A 20,414-nucleotide genomic window follows, 5' to 3' on the forward strand; every position below is an offset into this window, starting at 1 on the left:
GAGGGGACTGGACATGAAACTCGGAATCATCAGTGTTGCACATATGCATGCATACAGCTACGCAAATGCGGTTGCGAAATTAGATGGGGTTCAATTGGTCGGGGTAGCAGACGAGGATGAAGTGCGCGGAAAGGCGGCGGCTGAAACGTTTGGCGTTCCGTTCTTCTCCGATTATCATGAGCTGCTCGCAACGGATATCGATGCGGTCATCGTCACCTCGGAAAATGCCAAGCACCAAGAGCATACGTTAGCGGCAGCGAAGGCTGGCAAGCACATCTTGTGCGAAAAACCGCTGGCGACAACAGCAGAGGCTGCTCAAGAGATGATTGACTTTTGCCGCGAACAGGGCGTCATTTTGCAGACGGCATTCCCAGTGCGATTCCATCCGGCTGTCGTGCGAGCAAAGCAACTGGTGGAGCAAGGCAAGGTCGGACGTATCATGGCGATCCGGGGTACGAACCGTGGACAAAATCCTGGTGGCTGGTTCGTCGATCCGGAAAAATCCGGCGGAGGTGCAGTGATCGATCACACCGTTCACGTTGTTGATTTGATGCGCTGGTTCATGGACTCTGAAGTGCGTGAGGTTTATGCGGAGGTAGACAGCAAGTTTTCCGATACACCGATTGATGATTGCGGCATTTTGACCATGGAATTTGAGAACGGAGTTTTTGCCACACTCGATTGCAGCTGGTCTCGCAACAAGGCCTTCCCGACATGGGGAGACGTGACGATGGAAATTATCGGGACAGAAGGCACGATCTCGCTCGACGCTTTTTCTCAAAAGCTGGATGTCTATTCCAATGAAAAAGGCTTGAAGTGGGTCAACTGGGGCGATGACATGGACAGTCAATTGGTCAAAGATTTCGTCACCAGCGTGCGTGAAAAGAAAGCACCGTCGATTACCGGTGAAGACGGCTTGCGAGCGGTGGAAGTAGCACTCGCAGCTTATCAATCTGCTGAACAGAAGCAACCAGTCGTATTACGCTAGGACGGTGAATAACGCATGAGTGTACGTGTAGGCATGATCGGCGTAGGTGGAATCGGGCAGCATCATTTGAAAGGCTTGTTGACGGACGAAAGGGTAAAGGTCGTTGCAGTGTGCGACGTGAACCATGAGGCGGCTGCAGAGACTGCTGAGCGCATTGGTGCGCATGGCTACACCTCTTGGCGTGAGCTATTGGAGGTAGAAAAGCTGGATGCTTTGTTTGTGTGCGTCCCTCCTTTTGCACATGAAGAGATTGAGGAAACGGCGGCGGCGAAAGGCATTCATCTGTTTGTGGAAAAGCCAATTGGGCTGGACATACAGAAAGTGAACGAAAAGCAAGCAGCGATTGAAAAGGCAGGGATTATGACTGCAACTGGCTATTGCCTGCGCTATCTCGATATCGTGCAGGAAGCGAAAGCGTACTTGGAGGGCAAGTCGATTGCACTCGTCCGCGGCCATTATTTGACCAAGTTCGTCACGACGCCTTGGTGGAGGGAAATGGGCAAGTCAGGTGGACAGCTTGTCGAGCAGGCGACACATACGCTTGACATGATGCGGTATTTGGCAGGAGATATCGAGAAGGTCTATGCGCAGATGGCCTTACTCGTCTCGCGTGACATTCCAAACATCGATATTCCGGACGTGACTTCCATCAGTATGGTGTTTCAGTCAGGGGCGCTAGGACATCTGGATACGTGTTTCATCCAGCAGGATCACCGTACGAATGTAGAAATCTTGGGCAAAGATTTCCGCGTCATGATCGACGGAAAGAAAGTAGTGATCTTGGATGAGCAGGGAACACGTACAAAAGAGAGCACGGTGGATATGTACATGGAGCAAGATCGGGCGTTTATCACAGCGATTTTGACAGGGGATCGCAGCTTGATTCTGTCGCCGTATGAATCAGCGAGAAAGACGCTAGAAGTAACGTTGGCAGCGAATCAATCGGCACAAGAAGGGAAGCCTGTCACTATTTTGAGAAAAGGGGAGTGAGCAACATGACTTTTCAAAAGGGAATCAATACGTGGTGCTTCCCAAAGGAAACGAGCGTGCAAGAAATGTTTCGCCAGGCGAAAGCACATGGCTATCAAGGGGTAGAACTGAATTTGGACGAGGGAGATGCTCCCTTTCATCTAGAAATGACAGAGCAGGAATTAAAGGGCTTGGCGGATGAGGCTCGCGAGCTCGGTTTGGAGCTGCCAAGCGTCTCTACGGCTCTTTTATGGAAATATCCGTTGACACACAATGAGGAAGCGATCCGCGAGCAAGGCATTCGTGTTGTCGAGAAAATGATAGAGGCGGCAAGCATTTTTGGCTCACGGACCGTTCTCGTCGTCCCAGGTCTCGTAACGGCTGAGGTGTCGTATGATACGGCCTACGAGCGAGCGCGTGAAGCATTGCAGCGCTTGGCAAAAAAGGCAGAGCAGCATCAGGTATACATTGGGGTAGAAAACGTGTGGAACAAGTTTTTGCTCAGTCCACTGGAGATGGCCCGCTTGATCGATGAAGTAGACAGTCCATGGGTAGGTGCTTATTTTGATGTAGGCAACGTGCTGCAATTCGGTTTTCCTGAGCAATGGATTCGCATTTTGGGCAAGAGAATCCAAGCTATTCACGTCAAAGATTTCAAGACGTCGACTGGCAACATCACAGGTTTCGTGCCGCTGCTTGCTGGCGATATTCCATGGAACCGTGTGGTGGAAGCATTGCGTGAGATCGGGTACGACGGCTACATCATCCCGGAAATCTCGCCTTACAGCCAGTTGCCTGAGCAATTGATCGCGCATACGTCCCAAGCGTTGGACGCCATTTTTCAATCGTGAATGGACAGCAAGGATGTGAAGCGTAAGATGAATCAAGACAAACCATATGCCATCGGGATTGATCTGGGTGGTACCAAGATCATAGCCGCGATCGTCGACCAGCATGGCAATATCCTCAGTCAGGCGAACGCAGCGACCCAAACAGAAGAGGCAGCGCAGACAGTCATCGGTCGTATCGGTGATTTGGTGCAGACTGTCTTAGACGATAGCGGCATCCTTCTCTCTTGCATTCGCGGGATCGGGATTGCAACTGCGGGAATTATTGATACACAGCGCCAAATGGTCATTTTTGCGAGCAATCTAAACTGGAGCGATGTGCCGATCGGTGCGATGCTTCAGGAGCGGTTTGGCGTAGCCGTGCACTTAATCAATGATGCCAATGCAGCAGCGGTAGCAGAATGGGCGTTTGGAAGTGCACGAGGCACGAAAGACTTGATCTATGTAACGGTCAGTACGGGTGTTGGTGCTGGCATTATTAGTGGAGGACGGCTGATGACAGGTGTTGGTGATAGTGCCGGGGAGTTCGGGCATATTTCGCTTGATCCCGAAGGACCGTTGTGCGTGTGCGGGAATAGAGGATGTCTGGAAAATTACACGTCTGGGCTGGCTTTGGCAAGTAGAGCTAGGGAACAGCTTCTACAGGGTGTTACCAGCTCGTTGCTCGTTGAAAATGGGAATGACCTGAGCAGGATAACGGCGAGAGAGGTCGGAGAGGCAGCGGTTCGGGGAGATTTACTCAGCATGACCTTGATGAAGGAAGCTGGTTATTATCTCGGGGTCGGGCTGACTAATCTGATCCATCTGTTCAATCCGCAGGTGATTGTCATTGGTGGCGGTGTGATGAAGAACGGACAGCTGCTGCTTGCGGAAGCGAAGAACGTCATTCGCGAGCGCTCTATCTCCCGGATGGCAAACCAAGCGAACATCCAGTTGACGACGATCGGAGCGGAAGCAGGTGTGCTCGGTGCAGCAGGCATGTATTATCCGTCCGAGCGTGAAATGGTTGAGGTTTAATAGAATGAGAGTTGTGGGGGCCGATGTTTGAATACATCGGCTTTTTCCTATGAAAGCGGACATAGAAGCCTAGACCTAGATTCTTTTCATTTGGTAAAATATAGATTGGAAAAATTTTCGCATGAATAGAGAGAAATAGACGGAGGGGTACCATGGCAGAAGCCAAAACAGCAAAAGCAGCGAAGAAGCCAGGATTTTTCAAAGAACTCATTACTTTTTTGTTTGTAGTTGCCTTAATCCTCGGAATTGCCAGCGGTGCTATTTTCTATTTATCTGGGAAAAATCTTGATGATTTACTAGGTGCGCGACCTGTAGCGAAAAAGGAAGTGAATCAGCCTGCAACTACTCCTGCACCCAAAAGTCCGGCGTCGACAGATCAAGAAGCGGGCACAAATCAGCATTCAAACGCTGTAGCTGTTTCCTCTGAGGGAACTGGTGCAACGGACGTGGCAATGCCAGCGGCCTATCCCGTCGAAACGCCAGGCCAACAAAGTAATGAGCGAGGACAGGTATCACGAACCGAACTTCCTACTGAAAAGGGAGCACTCAAGGGCACGATTACGTGGCAATATAACGATTTTGTTGGGACGAAGCCGGATGTGAATGCAAGGATTTACCTCATTCCTACTGACTTTGATAAAAATACGATTACAGATCTGGAAGAGGGTATGTTTGCGTATGATACCATTGCTCCAAAAGGCTCGGGATTGTATGCTGCAAAAGCAAATGGGTATGGAAATTACGAGATCGGCAACGTGCCTGCTGGGGAGTATCATATCTTAGTAGTGTCAAAACAAACCATTCGAAATGTGCAGGAACCTGTAGATGACCTTACTGCCTATACGTTAAATCCGTACGTTAGGGATTGGGAAAATTTCGAAGCCGCTACGTTTTTGTTGTATAAACATGAACTTTCAAAAATTACGATTGAAGAAAACCAAACGCTCGATTTTAGCCACGATTTTGGTAATACCTATATTTAAGCTTGTTTTGGCCTTTAGACTCATAGGGTTTTCCCCCGCGATTCATGTATCATAAAACTATGGCACGTTTTGGCAGGAAAAACAGGTCAAACGTAATAGAAATTGTGGGTAAAGGGGTCGCAGCATGAATGGAAAAAACAAAAGCATCATGATCGTCATGGCTCTGGTCATCGTCGCATTGCTGGGATACGCAGGCTATCGATTCCTTGGTCCTGTGACACTGGCGGAAGGGTATTTGTATGAAGACGATACACGCATGCTATACACGAGTGTCACGGTGAATAACGAGAAAGTAAACGTTGAAATGAAGGATTCCATCGTCGAAGCAGAAGACAGCATCCCTGTTCTGAAAACGGAGTCGATCTTGCTGGAGGGAACGCTGGATGGGGAGAAGCTGACTCTCAAAAATCCGGCAACTGGTCAGGATATCATCGGCACAGTGAAGGGTGATGAGCTCCAATTTGACGGTCTGCTTATGGAAGAGAATAAGAGATCGACAAGTCTGGTTGCCACAAACAAAAGCGCGTATGAAAGTAAATTGGCGACACTAACCAAGCGGACCAACGAGGAAGCGGAAGTAAAAAAGAAAGAAGTAGCAGAACAAAGAGTCAAAGAAGCAGCACGTGTCGACTTCGCCAAAAAAGTAGAACAGACAGGAAAGCTAGAGGCTGATCTGATTGAAACGGCAAAGTATTTGGACGAGCTGCAATTTACGGATGAAGCGCAGTTTTCAAACGATCAAATAGCGGAGCTGCAAAGACTGTTGGAAGAGATTCGTACCTATTCGACACAGCCAGGCTTGAGCAAGATGGAATTCGAGGTCATGCAAGGAACACTGGGTAGTATGAAAGTGTTGGTCGATGGGATGAACACGATGGATGGTTCCATCCAGGATAAAAACAAAAACATGCAGGAAATGATCGCCATCATGGAGACCGACTTGAAGGATATCCAAACGATATGGGCGGAAATCAAAGCGAGCGTGCCGGATGCCGAGAAAAGGGAAAAAGCAATCCATGCAGCAGTCAAGACGGCGACCGATTCAATCGCGCAGGCGAAGCAGCGCCAAGGCTCGGTAGACAAAAGCGGACAAGCAAAAGTGAAAGAAACCGCGCACGGCCTGTATCAACAAGCGGTGAATGTACTGAATCAGACAAAAGCAAAGTATGGTTTTTAGACAGGAAAAAGGCTCTCATTCGAGAGCTTTTTCCCATTTGGGCACCCTTGTCGTTTTCAGGTCGAAAAAACTGTATTATTCTTATAGTATTACTAAGAGATAATCATAAGGCAAATTTTCCAGGAGGAGTACGATGAGCGTCTACCAGAACATTACCGAATTGATTGGAAATACGCCGATTGTTCGACTGAGGCGCATGGTTCCTGAAGGAGCAGCAGAAGTTTTTGTGAAGTTGGAGAAATTCAATCCGTCCGGAAGTGTGAAGGACCGCGCTGCCTACAATCTGATTTTGACGGCTGAGCAAGCGGGACTGATCCAACCGGGGGATACGATCATAGAGCCGACGAGCGGAAATACCGGAATCGGCTTGGCGATGAATGCCGCAGCAAAAGGCTATCGCGCGATTTTGGTCATGCCTGACAATATGTCGAAGGAACGGATCAATATATTGAAAGCGTATGGGGCAGAGGTGGTATTGACACCGAGCGAGCTGAGAATGCCGGGGGCGATTGCCAAAGCGCAAGAGCTGCAAAACGAGATTCCGCGCAGCTTTATTCCTCAGCAATTCGAGAATCAGGCGAACCCGGACATTCATCGAACGACGACAGCTGAGGAAATTTTTACGCAAACGAATGGTCGACTGGATGCTTTTGTCGCCACTGCTGGGACAGGTGGAACGATTACCGGGACAGGCGAAGCGTTGCGGGAAAAGCTCCCGGAGCTGTATATCGCTGTTGTCGAACCAAAAGGCTCCCCGGTTCTGTCTGGCGGAAAGCCTGGTCCACATAAACTGGTAGGCACGAGCCCCGGTTTTGTTCCGCAAATCCTCAATACAAGCGTTTATAATGAAATCATTCAAATCGCAGACGAAGACGCCCTACAAAGCATGAGGCAGCTTGCAGCGTTGGAAGGGATTCTCGTCGGGCCTTCATCGGGTGCCTCGGTCTTTGCTGCCATCACGATTGCCAAAAGGCTGGGAGTGGGTAAGCGGGTCGTTTGCATTGCGCCTGACACGGGGGAGCGGTATTTGAGTATGAATCTTTTCTAATTAGGAGAAAAGGCGATGAGCAACGAAAAACACGCGCTGATCATCGGGGCAGGCTTGAGCGGGCTTGCATCAGCGCTTGCCTTGAAGCAAAAGGGGTGGCAAGTGACGCTTTATGAGCAGGCACGGGAGCATAAAGGAATCGGTGCTGGAATCGTTTTGGCTGCCAATGCGATGAAGGCATTGGATAAGCTGGGAGTTGGACAGGAAGTACGCGAGCTTGGGGCAGCTGTCCGTTCAGCAAGGATTCGCGACTGGAAGGGAAATTTGTTAGTCGAGCTACCTGTCACGGAACAAGCAGAACGGTACGGGGCTGACAGCTACTTGATTCATCGGGCTGATCTACAGCAGGCTCTTTTGGCGAAAATCTCAACACATGAATTGGTTTTAGGCAAGCAGTTCGTTTCTTTTTCTCAAAAAGAAGCAAGGGTTCAAGCCGCTTTTGCAGATGGGTCAAGTACACAGGGGGCGATTCTGATCGGAGCGGACGGGATTCATTCTCATGTACGAAAGAGACTGTTCGGTGAAGAGTCGATGAGATACTCCGGGTACACGGCGATTCGCGGGATTGCTACTTACCAAGACCCTCGTTATCCACTGGAGTCAGGAGGCGGCTTTGAAGCATGGGGCAGGGGGATTCGTTTCGGGTTTTCCCATATCGGCAACAATCGAATTCATTGGTTTGCCGCCATCAATGCACCTGAGGGAGAAAAGGATGGACCGCTGGGCCGAAAGCGAGAGACTTTGCGCCGACTGGATGGCTGGTATGAGCCAGTACGTGCAGTGATTGAGGCGACAGAGGATGCAGCCATCTTGCGGCATGATATTTACGATCGTGCACCACTCAGGAGATGGAGTGAGGGCCGAGTTACATTAGTAGGCGATGCGGCCCATCCGATGCTGCCGAATCTGGGGCAAGGAGCGGGTCAGGGAATGGAAGACGCACTTGTGCTGGCCAGATGCTTGGCAGAAGCCGATGCGGACTCGGACTCGGCTTATGCTTTGCGTATGTATGAAGAGAAACGGAAGAAGCGGGCGAATGCAATTGTGAAAGGTTCGCGCTTAATGGGGGCAGTCACCCAGTGGGAAAATCCGCTGGCCATCGCGACCCGTCATTTCCTGTTAAAAACGATTCCTGCCCGTATCCAGAGCAGAAGACTGGACTGGATTGTTGGACACGAGGTGTGAATACGGCGGCAGAAAAAAGGCAAGGTGCATGAGGCCCTTGCCTTTCAACTTTATCCGTTTATTGATGACGTGCCTGATAGGCTAGCAACGCTGCAATGAATAACTGACCGGTTTGAATCATGGAGCGCTCATCAACATCGAATTTGGGATGATGATGCGGATACGTCGCCTGAATCTCCGGGTTGCGCCCACCGACCATGAAGAAGGTAGCGGGGCGTTCTTGGGCAAAGTAAGCAAAGTCCTCTCCGCCCATGCCAGGTGGGATTTTCAATACGCGCTCCTCACCAAAAATCCGCTTGGCTTCTGCTACAAAAAGCGGAGTCTCGGTCTCATCGTTCCAAGTAGCTGGGTAGCCGCGTTGGTACATGATTTCGCAAGTAGCGCCGACTGCCTGGCAACTGGCTTCCACGATACGTTTCAGGGATTGCTCAACCGCGACTCTCACTTCCTCGTCATACGTGCGGACGGTTCCCTTTAGCTTTACTTGATCAGGAATGACGTTGAACGCTTCGCCCCCGCCCACGAAGGAGCAAACAGACAGAACGACTTGTTTCAGCGGATCTACCTGACGGCTGGCAATCTGCTGCAAATTCATGACAACCTGACTGCCCAATACGATTGGATCAACGGAGGTATGAGGATAAGCACCGTGTCCGCCTTTTCCGTACAAGACGATCTCAAAGCTGTCTGCTGCTGCCGTAATGTAGCCATGACCGATCCCGACAGTGCCTACGGGAAGCTCGGAGGCGACGTGCGCGCCATACACGACATCGACTCCCTCGAGGCAACCCGCCTCCACCATGGCTTTGGCGCCACCAGGTGGTAGCTCTTCCGCGAACTGATGCAGAAATACCACATTTCCTGGGAGCTCATCGCGAAACTCGCTCAACACTTGTGCGACTCCCAAAAGTCCTGAGGTATGTATATCGTGACCGCAAGCGTGCATAACGCCTGGAATGCGGGACTTATACGGTACTTCTTTTTCATCTTGAATGGGCAAGGCGTCGAAGTCAGCCCGCAACGCAACTGTTTTTCCTGGCTTTCCACCCCGCAAGAGACCGACAACACCCATGCCGCCGACACCGGTTTGTACTTCTATACCAAAAGAAGCCAGCTTGTCCGCAACTTTCTTCGCTGTGTTTTCCTCCTGAAAAGAAAGCTCGGGATACATATGCAAATCACGTCTGAATGAAACAAGCTCTGGATAAATCTCCTGCAGTCGGGCAAACCATTTTTCTTCCATCGAACCCACTCCTTTTTCCTAGGGAAAGAGATTGGTATTTCGTATTCGTCTTATTATAAAAATATTCCGAATCATAATTCAATGTATGATTTTGAGAACTATAATGAAGCGAAATTCATATTATGTAGACATTTCCAGTAGAAATCTCTAGAATATTAGAGAGACGTGTTCAAAAGGTCGTGTTTTTAGTACAACTGCGTCATCCACAGACGACTTTTTGAACAGATAGATTGAGGGGATTATGACGAGTTCACATCCAAAAAATCCTAGAGTACTACTCATTATGCTCGTTTCTGGTATCCTTGTTTTGATCTTGACTTGTGTAAGCATCGCGATTTCCTATTTCAATACGATTCAATCCGTCCGACTCTCCATTGCGAATCAAAGCATGAAAGCTGCTTCGGTGGTAGCAGACAGTCTAGATGTTGACGCGTACCAGGAGTTTTTACGAAATCCGGTAAAAGAGACCCCCGCCTATAAACGAATCGAACAGCAATTGAATCAAGCACGTGAGCAATTCGGTCTGCTGTATTTATACACGATTCAAGTCAATGAAGACAGGCAGAGTGGTCGCGCGATGATCGTCGCAAGACCTCCAAGTGCGCAGCAAAATTTTGATATCGGTATGCCTATTGTTCTATCTTCTGAGCACATTCAAATGATTTACGAAGGATCATCAGCGTACTACTCAGATATTATCAGAGATCCAGATTACGGGGTTTACATGTCTGCGGGTGCGCCGCTTAGAGATAGAGAAGGAAGAATCATTGGAATCATCGGAGTAGATACGGACGTAGCCATCGTCGAGGACATTGGAAATGATGTCGTTCGTAACAGCATTCCTGTTTTTGCGATTCAAGGTTTTTTTGTCGTCGTACTGATCTTCCTGGTTCTTTGCATGGAACGCTGGTACCAACGCGCCATCAAGGCAGCAGTTGGCGAGACGGAAGAAACCTATCAGGATGAATTACGCTCAGTCATTTGTTCGATGCGCTCCATACGCCATGATTTCGTCAATCACATGCAAGTGCTGTACGGATTGATCGAATGCGGATATTATCCAAAAGCACGAGATTACGTGCAGTCGCTGCTGAAAGAAACCAAGCTTCTGGACCTCACCGTGAGGTTTGCGAATCCTGCCTTAATGGTATTGCTTCACACGAAATGGGAGCAGGCTAAATCCAAACAAATCGTAATGCAATTTGAAGAATGTTCTGATCCAATGGATAGTATTCCTTCCATTGATCTGATCAAAATTTTATCGAATCTGATTGATAATGCGATTGAAGCGGCTGAATTAGCGGATGGGGAAAAGCGAATCAGCATTTATTTTTGCTGTGATGAAGAACATATTATTTTCCAAGTGGAAAATACAGGACCGGAAATAACGCCAGAACAACGTGCACGTATTTTCGAGAAGGGCTATACAACGAAAACAGAGAAAAAATGTGGCTCGCGTGGAACGGGTCTGACGATTGTAGATTCAGTTGTTCACAAGTACAAGGGGAAAATTGAGGTTGGGTCGGAGCGGGGAATCACGAGATTTACCGTTTGGTTGCCAGTGAAATAGGCAAGAAACGAAAACGATTCTAGGATGATAAAGAAAAAGCCGTCAATGATTTGACGGCTTTTTGCTTTGGTGAGTCGCTATGCATTTTGTCCTGGCGCAGGCTGCGCTACTTGGCTTTCCTGTGCTTGAAATGGACGTGAGATCGAGTAAAAGGCAAACCCGAACGAAAGCAGGACGAACACTGCTCCAATCCAAGGTGTGTAGATGACAGATGACCGCTCGACGACGAGACCGCCAGCCAGAGAGCCAAGGGCGATACCTAAATGTTGGGCAGAAGTATTCAAGCTTAATTGAATGTCTGCGGTAGCAGGTGAGCAGGAGATCAAATAGTTTTGTTGTGCTGGCGAAATAGCCCAGCTAAGTGCACTCCAGATTACCATGATCGGCAAGAACAAATATAGCGAGCCTGTAAAAAACGGCAAGACACACATGATCAAGCCAAACACTGGAATGATGAACAGAATGCTTTTGGTTGCTCCCCATTTGTCTGAGATCCACCCCCCAATACCACCGCCTGCAACGGCAGCAATCCCGAACAAGAGATAAATCCAGCTCAGTGTCGTTCCGTCCACATTCATCGTCGTTTGCAGATAAGGAGTAAAGTATGCATACAGCGTCAAGTGACCTGTCAGCATTAACAAGACGATAAATAAGGCGCTGAATAGCTTGCTGCTACGGAGGGTAGTCATTTGATCACGTAGCGGAATCGGCGGTGCAGTTTGGACTTTTGGCAAAAACAAGAGGATAAAAATCATCGCGACGATACTCAGTGCCGCAATTAGCCAAAACGGGGCACGCCATCCGAAGGCATTCCCCAGAGCCAATCCGACAGGGACGCCGAGTACGAGCGAACCGCTAATCCCCATGAAAATAACGCCAATGGCACGGCCGCGATAAGCAGGTTCCACAAGGCTCGTCGCAATCGTAATCGACAGCACAATCAGGATGGAACTGCTTGCTGCGCTCAAGATGCGCGCCGTCATTAATACAGCGTAGCTCGGACTAAGTGCCGCGAGCACATTACTCAGTAAAAAGGCCGCTAATGCATACAAGTATAGCTTTTTGCGCTCAACACGCCTCGTAACATGCAGGAGCAGAGGAGCGGCAACAGCAAATGCAAGTGAGAATATGGTGATTAATTGTCCGGCAGCGCTAATCGATATCTGAAGATCACGAGCAATCAGATCGAGCGTACCACCGATAATCAATTCCACCGTACCTACAACAAAGGTAGCAATCGCTAAGATGAAGACACGTGGATTCAAAACAATAGCTCCTCTCAAGTAAAAAGGTTACTACCATAATAGTAACCTTTTTGATCATGTGCAACTAGAAATTTCTCCTTACAAATAGAAAGGACTCTGGCCAAAAGCCAAAGTCCAGGTATTGTCAGTATCGGAGGCGAATGATCATCTTGCGGATTTCTTCATCGTCAAAGAGTTGATCCACATATTTTTGGGTGATTTTTGTCAACGCGACATCATGGTAAAACGAATCAGCAAAAAATTTGACGAAAGGTTGACCGCGTGTCTTGATCGCATGCCAGCCCGTGTCCTCCTCGCCTGCAAAAATCATTTCATCTTGGTCCGCTACGATTAGCTGATAGCGCTCCAAGCCTTGATGCTCTTGCACAGGGATAAAGGAATGAACACAGGAGAGCTTGGTGTTAATCTGCCCGATGACCAAGGCTTCGATCTCCACCCCTTCTTTTTCTTTCATCTCCAGTAGGGGTACATACTCCAAAAAATCATTGGACCAGGCAGAGATGCGAATAGACCGTGTTGCTCGTTGGATCAATTGTTTGCATTCCGCGCGGATCGATTCATCAACCTTCAGGCTCCAGACTCGGTCATCACGTACAGTTTTATGAGAAAGGGAGCTGGTCAATTTTTTGACGTCTGTTTGAAATTGGCGGGTCAGCTTTTCTACCAGGCTGTCCAAAGGCAGGGCTGTATACCGCTTTTTCTTTTCCGATACGGTGTCAAGAACCATCCCCTTTTCTACCAGACGATTCAACACCTCGTAAATTTTTGCTTTTGGCACTCCCGAATGCTTCACGACCATTGCTGCATCGAGAGGCTCGCCGCTAGACGCCAACGCTTCATAAACTTTACTCTCATACAGAGAAAAACCAAATGTTTGCAGCATCAAAATCCTCCATGGAAAACACGAGCATTTTTATTCGATCGTACCGATAATCGAGTTGTTTTGCAAGAAAGAGAGGAGGGCGAAAGAAATATATGATAGAAAAATATCGGGTTTTTTCGACAAAATTCAACAAATTTCTATAGGTCTTTAGGATGTAGACACAACGGTAATATATCGAACAGATACCCTTTGAATAAATGATTAGCCGAAAATTCGGCACTTGTCGTAACTAGTTCGATAGCCTTATTGAGCAATTTCTTTTGAACGGGAAGTATTTTTTGTCGAAGAAAAGAATTTGGCAAAAATTACGTATCACGCAATAATTATGAATAGTCGGAATTGGGGGTTTGATTTTTCCGATGCATCACAAATAGATAGAAAAAGAGGGTGAACCGTAGTGAAGAAAAGCAAGAAGCTCTTATCCGTTTTATTTTCCTCCTCACTCGTGCTCAGTACTTTCGTGGCTGCACCTACAGCTGGTTTGGCCAAATCAAAAGAGGACAAGCATGATCTGCATGTAGACTTGTCCACTGTTAACCTGGAGCGACTGATTAAAGGGTTAATGGAGCAAGGAATCATTGATGAAGACGCCGATCAGGATGAGATTGACGAGGCGTTGCTCGAGTACTTGGAAGACAAAAAAGTACCACACGGCGTTGACGAATCGACCTCTTTCGGTAAAGAAGCAAGCAGAGGTCAGCAGGCAGCATTGGCGAAGGCAGCCCAGAAAGTGGCTGAGATGGAGGATGGCGATGAATTGCGCTCTTCCAAACGACTACATACTGATAACATCGTTGTCGCTCTTGTCGAGTTCCCTGACCGGGAGCATAATCAGCTACCAAAAGTGAATGACTCGCTTTGGACGAAAGACTTCAACGAGAAGCACTACAAAGAGATGCTGTTTGATCAGAAGGGGTACGAAACTCCTGAAGGTATCGGCATGACAACGATGGCGAAATATTTCTATCTGCAATCGGGAAAAACGTGGACGGTTGATGGTGTGGTAACGCCATGGCAGATGGCTGAGAATAGCTACAAGTATTATGGCGAAAATTCCAAGGCTGGTGACGATTCCAATCCGCGCGATCTAGTAATCGAGACGCTTGAGGCAGTTGGGGATTCCATTGCCGGGAAAGAGGAATTGTACGATCAGCGCGATCCGTATGACTTCGATGGCGATGGTGATCTGATGGAGCCAGATGGCAATCTGGACAACCTCATGCTCGTTCATGCTGGGATCGGCGAAGAAACTGGGGAAGACGCAGATGCGATTTGGTCCCACCGTTGGACTTTGAAGAGACCTGTAGAAATTCCAGGTACAAGCCTCAAAGCGTTTGATTACATGATTCAACCAGAGGATGGCGCACCAGGCGTATTCACTCACGAATACGGACACAATCTCGGTTTGCCAGACTTGTATGACACGACAAGAGGCGGAAAAGATTCGCCAGTAGGTGCTTGGTCCCTCATGTCGTCCGGTAGCCATACAGGTAAGGTTTTCCAAACAGAACCTACTGGCCTTGATCCTTGGTCCAAAATGGTGCTGCAACAAATGTTCGGTGGAAACTGGATTAATCCGTACGTGCTGGACTACAAGGATGTAGAGAAGCGCAAGAGATCCCTTCGACTCATTGATGCGAGCAGCCTTGAGAAGGACGGCAAGGTCATCAAGCTGAACATGCCAAAGGTCGAAAAGAAACCGCCGGTTGAGCCAAAAGATGGTGGATACGCCTACTTCTCGGATGAAGGCAACAAGCTGAATACAAAAATGACGTCTGATGTGATCGATTTATCAGGGGTCAGCTCCGCAACGATGAAATTCGATTCGTGGAGAAGCATTGAGGAAGGCTATGACTACGTGAGCGTCAATGTAATCGACGCGGATACAGGCGAGAAAAAAGAAGTTCAAAAATACGATGACGTAACAAAAGGCTGGGACAAAGAAGAAATCAGCCTGAACGAGTTCGCTGGTAAAAAGGTACAAGTCGAGTTTAACTATGTAACGGATGTCGCTTTCGTGATGGATGGCTTCTATTTGGATAACTTTGAAGTAGAGGCGGATGGACAAGTCATCTTCGCAGATGATGCAGAGGGTGAGAAGAAGTTCAAATTGGATGGTTTCTCTCACTTCGATGGAAAAGGAAAAATGTTCGATGCGTACTACCTAATTGAGCTGCGTTCTCACGAAGGAATTGACGCTGGTCTGAAGCATTTCCGACGCAACGACTCTTTCTTCACGTATGATCCAGGTATGGTGATCTGGTACTTTGATGGTCGCTATGAAAGAACCCGTGACAACAATACGAGCCTGCATCCAGGCTACGGCATGCTCGGTGTAGTAGATGCCCATCAGGAAGTACGTTACTGGAACAATGATGAAGGTAACAAAAAGGCAATTGCAGACTCCCGTTACCAAGTGAATGACGCTGCGTTTAGCCCGAACGACACTTCTGGAATCAAGCTGGATTACATTATGGGAACCATGGAATACGAGCCGTTGGATGGAGTAACTGAGTTTGAAGACAGTGATGATTACTCGATGCCGGAAGTGCCCGAAGTCGGTAAAATCCTGCCGCAAATCGGTTTGGAAATCAAACTGAAAAGAGTTGCCAAGAAGTTCACGGATGCTACGATTGAACTCTCCATTGATAAAGATTAATTCATAAGTCAAAAGACGCCACGCATCGCTAAGCTGATGTTTGGCGTCTTTTTACGTTTCCATGAAGGCCCCTGATATCTAAATTCAGAGGCCTGTTTTTACTGGTCTAAGCTCGGCTTCATCGCAATAGGCTATAACAATGAACGACAAGCTGCCCGATCTGATTGCGCGTAAGAAAGGCAACCTTTTGTACAGGCATAGGTATCGCGCCCGGCAGCAAGGGGGGATCAATCATGCTGCATATTGTTGCTTGCATTAAGCAGGTGCCGGACACCAAAATCATCAAGATGAATCCGAAGACGAATACGATGGATCGCGCCAGTGCGCCAGCCATTCTCAACCCGTATGATGCACATGCGGTGGAGGAAGCCGTTCGTTTGAAAAATCGATATGGGGGTGTGGTCTCCGTCGTCACCATGGGACCGCCACCAGCGGTGAAGGCTATTCGGAAATGTATCGAGATCGGAGCAGACGCAGGCTATCTGGTAACGGATCGTGCATTTGCCGGAGCAGACACATTGGCGACCAGCTATGCAATTACCAAAGCCATTGAGAAGATTGCAGAAAGCCAGCCAGTCGACCTCGTCATTTGCGGGAAGATGACCATCGACGGTGATACGGGACAAGTCGGACCGGGTGTCGCCAGAAGGTTGGATATTCCGCCGCTCACGTGTGTGAAAAAAGTAGTGGAAATAAACAAAGAACAAGGTTACGCCATCGTGCATCGAAAGCTGGAGGATGGTTATGAAGTCATTCAGTCGACCTTGCCTTGTTTGTTTTCCGTGGAGAAGGAGATTAACGAGGTACCTTATTCTCCGCTGCCTAACATGCTTCGAGCTGCTAAATATAATCCCGTTGTCTGGTCCGTCGATGACTTGGGGGATATCGATCGGACGCAGTTAGGTCTGAAGGGCTCTCCTACCATCGTTGCAAAAGTTTGGCCCCCAGAGAAGCCAAAGGGTGGCGAGATACTCGAAGGAAGCGCCAGCGAGCAAATCGCACGCTTGATGGAAATTTTGCACGATAAACAGCGACTGTTTCGGGTGAAGGAGGAGCAGATATGAATCTGGATGATTTTCGTGGCATCTGGGTGTTTTTAGAGGTGAGTGACGGCCGTATCGCGCCTGTATCACTCGAGCTGCTGGGGGCGGGAAGACAAATGGCTGACAAGCGAGACGTGCCGCTTGCTGGCTTGTTAATCGGAGATGGAATCAAGGAGTTGGCCCACACGGCGTTTCCATACGGTGCGGACCAAGTGTATGTATACGATCAAAAGATTTTTCATGATTACCGAACAGAGTCGTACATGCGAGCTGTTATCGAATGTGTTCAAAAGCACAAGCCGGAAATCATCTTGTACGGTGCGACTTCAACCGGAAAAGATTTGGCGAGCGCTGTCGCGACGGACTTGGAGACAGGGCTGACCGCTGACACGACCATGCTCGATGTGAACGCGGAGACAGGTTTATTGGAGGCGAGCCGTCCAGCGTTTGGCGGTAACATCATGGCGACCATTTTGTGCAAAAAACATCGACCGCAAATGGCGACCGTCCGCCCAAAAGTCATGAAAGCGCTTGAGCCAGACGAGTCACGTACAGGAAAGATTATCGAAGAAAGCATGGAGCTACGTGAAGAAGACATTCGCACAAAAGTACTGAAAATCGTCCGGGAGACGAAGGAAAAGGTGCGTCTGGATGAGGCTGATGTGATCGTCGCTGGTGGCAAAGGACTCGGAAGCAAGGAAGGTTTTGCACTTATTCATCGCTTTGCAGAACGAATCGGGGCAACCGTTGGGGCCAGCAGAGATGCGGTGGAAGCAGGCTGGATCGGTCATGAATATCAGGTAGGGCAGACGGGAGTGACTGTTACGCCAAAAATTTACTTTGCCATCGGCATATCGGGAGCTATCCAGCATTTGGTCGGCATGCGCAACTCGGGATTGATCATTGCCATCAATAAAGATCCGAATGCACTCATCTTCCAGTCTTGTCACTACGGTATTGTCGGTGATGCTTTTGAAATTGTGCCATTGCTCATTGAAGCATTCCAAAAGGAGCCGGACAAGGAGGTAACGTATGGCTGAGAAATTTGATGTAATCATTGTCGGAGCAGGTCCGGCTGGCACAGCTTGTGCTTATACGCTTGCCAAAGCGGGTGTAAATGTTCTGTTGATGGAGCGCGGGGAATATCCGGGTTCCAAAAACGTCATGGGAGGTGTTTTGTATCGTAAAACGATGGAAGACATCATTCCCGAATTTTACAAAGAGGCGCCTGTTGAACGTCCGATCGTCGAACAGCGGTTCATGATGCTCGATAAGGAATCAGCCATCAATTTCAGTTATAAAGGCATGGAGTGGGCCCAGGAACCCTATAACAATTTCACGGTGCTGCGGGCGAAATTTGACCAATGGTTTGCAGATAAAGCCGTGCAGCAGGGAGCACTGTTACTCAATGAGACCGTTGCCTTGCAGTGCATTGTTGAAAATGGCAAGGTAGTCGGTATCAAAACAGATCGACCGGATGGGGATCTATATGCAGATGTTGTCGTACTGGCAGACGGCGTCAACTCCTTGCTGGCGAAATCGTTAGGTTTCCACAAAGAGTTTCGCCCAGATGAAGTAGCGCTCGCCGTCATGGAAGTACTGAAGCTGGATCGCAAAATAATCGAGGATCGCTTTAACTTAGAGGGCGATCACGGTTGTACGATTGAAATTTTCGGGGATTCGACCAAAGGGATTTTGGGGACGGCGTGGTTGTATACGAATAAGGACAGCTTGAACATTGGGGTAGGGACGATGCTGTCAGGTCTAATCAAAAACAAGATCAAACCTTATGAGTTGTTAGACTATGTTAAGAATCATCCGATGATTCGGCCGTATATCCAAGGCTGTGAGCAGCAGGAATACTTGGCGCACCTGATTCCCGAGGGTGGATATCGTTCCATTCCCAAAGTTGTCGGCAATGGTGTACTTGTCGTAGGAGATGCTGCCCAGCTCGTCAATGCAATCCATCGAGAGGGATCGAATATGGCAATGGCATCTGGTGTCATGGCGGCGGAAACGATCCTGGCGGCAAAAGAGGCAGGGGACTATTCCGAAAAAATGCTCGACGGATACCGAATCAATCTGTTGAATAGCTTTGTCGGTCAAGATTTGAAAAAGTACAAGGACGCAACGCATCACTTTGAAAAATTCCCGCAGTATTTCGAACAGTATATTCCGATGATGAACAAAGCGGCGAGTCAAATGTTTACTGTTGATGGCAGCTCGAAATGGAGCAAGCAGAAGAAAATCTGGAGCGACCTCGGCTCTGCGAAGGACAAATGGAAAATGGCGCGTGACTTGATGAATGCGTGGAGGGTGATGAAGTGATGCAGGATCTACCGAAGGGCCAGTCAATCGAGGAGAAACAGTACCTTGTGCGCTTCAAAGCGGATACGGAGTCACATCTGCATGTGCTCTCCGCAGATGTTTGTGCGACGCAATGCCCTGATAAGCTCTGTACGATCTTCTGTCCTGCGGAAGTATACAAATGGGAAGAAGTGCGGATGCACGTCGGTTACGAAGGGTGTCACGAGTGTGGGAGCTGCCGCATTGGTTGTCCGTACGAAAATATCAAATGGGTGTATCCGAAGGGTGGGCACGGAATCATCTTCAGACTCGGGTAATGGGCGGCGATGAGCGGTGATACAAGTAGGCGATCTGGTCGTATACGTTAAGGATGGTGCAAAGGGAGTCGTTATTCATATTGAGGAGGACCGCTTCCAGGTAAAGTGGGAAGATGATTTTGTCAGCTGGGAGAAAAGGGAATGGCTGCTGCCCAGTTCAATGGAACATGGCGATCTTCAAAAACAGAAAGAACAGCGGGAGTAAATTCCCACTGTTCTTTTGTTTTGAGTGAATTTGACACTAGTTACGGACTGTATAAGGATACACCCGAGCAAAAGGCCCCTCAATTTGAAAACAGCCGAGAACTGGTTGTGGAGAAGCGAGCGAAACGATGAGATACGCGACCTCCGGGTAATGACAGTAAGCAATATCTTCAGGTGACGGAATGGGAGGTGCAGTAGGGTGGGAGTGATAGATCCCGACCAAATGCTCCCCACGTAACGCCATTTTGTGGAAAACGTGTTGGATCTGCTTGGGGTCCATGGCGAAGGCGACCGGGCTTTTCAATGTATTTTCCATACGCCAAACCGTCTGTGCACTCCCATTTCTACCGGAAAGCAATCCGCACGTTTCATTTGGCTTCTTCTCCAGGGAATCTCGGATGATTTCATCCCAGACTGCACGGGTCAAGGAAAAGGGGATCTCTAAAAGATTAGCCCTGCCAACGCCTGCCGCAGCAACCTCCGCTCGTTCTATTCTGGACGGACGGTTGCGGTTGGACTCTGTGAACCGGACCGGATTTTGGCAATGGTGATGGCGGCATTCTCGATGGACGCTGAGCAGGATGGACTTGATGTTGTTGACGTTGCTGATACAGTGCACGCATTTGTTCAGGTGTCATGGTTTTTCCTCCCTTTCTGTACTGTATTATGTTGTATTCAGGATAGATTCACATGGTAACGGCTCTCGCA

General features: G+C 48.6%; 20 protein-coding genes. 15 read left to right on the forward strand and 5 right to left on the reverse strand.

Translation table 11 applies throughout. The annotated features are described in order from the left end of the window. The first annotated feature begins 13 nt into the window (after positions 1–13). From HPY28_RS09670 to HPY28_RS09705, 8 genes are all read left to right on the forward strand, one after another. Complete coding sequence (locus HPY28_RS09670) at positions 14–988, forward strand: Gfo/Idh/MocA family protein (protein ID WP_174230486.1); 975 nt, start codon at positions 14–16, stop codon at positions 986–988. A 15-nt stretch (positions 989–1,003) separates the two neighbouring features. Then, complete coding sequence (locus HPY28_RS09675; protein WP_173622409.1) at positions 1,004–1,978, forward strand: Gfo/Idh/MocA family protein; 975 nt, start codon at positions 1,004–1,006, stop codon at positions 1,976–1,978. A gap of 5 nt (positions 1,979–1,983) precedes the next feature. Beyond that, complete coding sequence (locus tag HPY28_RS09680) at positions 1,984–2,808, forward strand: sugar phosphate isomerase/epimerase family protein (RefSeq protein WP_174230487.1); 825 nt, start codon at positions 1,984–1,986, stop codon at positions 2,806–2,808. A gap of 27 nt (positions 2,809–2,835) precedes the next feature. Then, positions 2,836–3,822: an ROK family protein gene (locus tag HPY28_RS09685; protein WP_017251128.1), complete on the forward strand. Its 987-nt coding sequence runs from the start codon at positions 2,836–2,838 to the stop codon at positions 3,820–3,822. Positions 3,823–3,974: 152 nt separating this feature from the next. Further along, positions 3,975–4,805, forward strand: coding sequence for a hypothetical protein (locus HPY28_RS09690; protein WP_174230488.1), 831 nt, complete (start codon positions 3,975–3,977; stop codon positions 4,803–4,805). Positions 4,806–4,929: 124 nt separating this feature from the next. Next, positions 4,930–5,982 carry a hypothetical protein gene (locus HPY28_RS09695; RefSeq protein ID WP_174230489.1) on the forward strand — a complete coding sequence of 351 codons (1,053 nt, stop codon included), beginning with the start codon at positions 4,930–4,932 and terminating at the stop codon, positions 5,980–5,982. Between the two features lie 133 nt (positions 5,983–6,115). Continuing rightward, complete coding sequence (gene cysK / locus HPY28_RS09700; RefSeq protein ID WP_069845514.1) at positions 6,116–7,030, forward strand: cysteine synthase A; 915 nt, start codon at positions 6,116–6,118, stop codon at positions 7,028–7,030. Positions 7,031–7,045: 15 nt separating this feature from the next. Then, positions 7,046–8,215, forward strand: a complete 1,170-nt coding sequence (locus HPY28_RS09705; protein ID WP_174230490.1) for an FAD-dependent monooxygenase — start codon at positions 7,046–7,048, stop codon at positions 8,213–8,215. 58 nt (positions 8,216–8,273) lie between these two features. Here the strand turns inward: HPY28_RS09705 and HPY28_RS09710 are convergent, their stop codons facing one another. Continuing rightward, complete coding sequence (locus HPY28_RS09710; RefSeq protein ID WP_069845512.1) at positions 8,274–9,458, reverse strand: amidohydrolase; 1,185 nt, start codon at positions 9,456–9,458, stop codon at positions 8,274–8,276. Between the two features lie 283 nt (positions 9,459–9,741). Here HPY28_RS09710 and HPY28_RS09715 point away from each other — a divergent pair, with 283 nt between their 5' ends. Next, positions 9,742–11,028 (forward strand): ATP-binding protein, encoded by a 1,287-nt coding sequence (locus tag HPY28_RS09715; protein WP_254613029.1) that lies wholly within the window; start codon positions 9,742–9,744, stop codon positions 11,026–11,028. 77 nt (positions 11,029–11,105) lie between these two features. Here HPY28_RS09715 and HPY28_RS09720 read toward each other — a convergent pair whose 3' ends face one another. Next, positions 11,106–12,293: an MFS transporter gene (locus HPY28_RS09720; RefSeq protein ID WP_174230491.1), complete on the reverse strand. Its 1,188-nt coding sequence runs from the start codon at positions 12,291–12,293 to the stop codon at positions 11,106–11,108. 124 nt (positions 12,294–12,417) lie between these two features. After that, positions 12,418–13,176 carry a TrmB family transcriptional regulator gene (locus tag HPY28_RS09725; RefSeq protein ID WP_017251135.1) on the reverse strand — a complete coding sequence of 253 codons (759 nt, stop codon included), beginning with the start codon at positions 13,174–13,176 and terminating at the stop codon, positions 12,418–12,420. Positions 13,177–13,573: 397 nt separating this feature from the next. Between HPY28_RS09725 and HPY28_RS09730 the strand changes: the two genes are divergently transcribed. The 6 genes from HPY28_RS09730 (at position 13,574) to HPY28_RS09755 (ending at position 19,707) form a co-directional block, all read left to right on the forward strand. Continuing rightward, positions 13,574–15,835, forward strand: a complete 2,262-nt coding sequence (locus tag HPY28_RS09730; protein ID WP_017251136.1) for an immune inhibitor A domain-containing protein — start codon at positions 13,574–13,576, stop codon at positions 15,833–15,835. A 233-nt stretch (positions 15,836–16,068) separates the two neighbouring features. Then, positions 16,069–16,899 carry an electron transfer flavoprotein subunit beta/FixA family protein gene (locus HPY28_RS09735; protein WP_069845507.1) on the forward strand — a complete coding sequence of 277 codons (831 nt, stop codon included), beginning with the start codon at positions 16,069–16,071 and terminating at the stop codon, positions 16,897–16,899. Continuing rightward, positions 16,896–17,918: an electron transfer flavoprotein subunit alpha/FixB family protein gene (locus HPY28_RS09740; RefSeq protein ID WP_173622415.1), complete on the forward strand. Its 1,023-nt coding sequence runs from the start codon at positions 16,896–16,898 to the stop codon at positions 17,916–17,918. Before HPY28_RS09735 ends, HPY28_RS09740 begins: the two co-directional genes overlap by 4 nt. Continuing rightward, positions 17,911–19,206 (forward strand): FAD-dependent oxidoreductase, encoded by a 1,296-nt coding sequence (locus HPY28_RS09745; protein ID WP_017251139.1) that lies wholly within the window; start codon positions 17,911–17,913, stop codon positions 19,204–19,206. Before HPY28_RS09740 ends, HPY28_RS09745 begins: the two co-directional genes overlap by 8 nt. Next, positions 19,206–19,502, forward strand: a complete 297-nt coding sequence (locus HPY28_RS09750; RefSeq protein ID WP_007726971.1) for a ferredoxin family protein — start codon at positions 19,206–19,208, stop codon at positions 19,500–19,502. The genes HPY28_RS09745 and HPY28_RS09750 overlap by 1 nt, the downstream gene beginning before the upstream one ends. Positions 19,503–19,518: 16 nt before the next feature. Beyond that, positions 19,519–19,707 carry a hypothetical protein gene (locus tag HPY28_RS09755; RefSeq protein ID WP_017251140.1) on the forward strand — a complete coding sequence of 63 codons (189 nt, stop codon included), beginning with the start codon at positions 19,519–19,521 and terminating at the stop codon, positions 19,705–19,707. Positions 19,708–19,743: 36 nt separating this feature from the next. Here the strand turns inward: HPY28_RS09755 and HPY28_RS09760 are convergent, their stop codons facing one another. Continuing rightward, complete coding sequence (locus HPY28_RS09760) at positions 19,744–20,133, reverse strand: M67 family metallopeptidase (protein ID WP_052168357.1); 390 nt, start codon at positions 20,131–20,133, stop codon at positions 19,744–19,746. Between the two features lie 22 nt (positions 20,134–20,155). Beyond that, positions 20,156–20,344 (reverse strand): hypothetical protein, encoded by a 189-nt coding sequence (locus HPY28_RS09765; protein WP_145958313.1) that lies wholly within the window; start codon positions 20,342–20,344, stop codon positions 20,156–20,158. Positions 20,345–20,414: the final 70 nt, after the last annotated feature.

Source organism: Brevibacillus sp. HB1.2, assembly GCF_013332495.1.
Taxonomy (GTDB): Bacteria; Bacillota; Bacilli; order Brevibacillales; family Brevibacillaceae; genus Brevibacillus; species Brevibacillus porteri.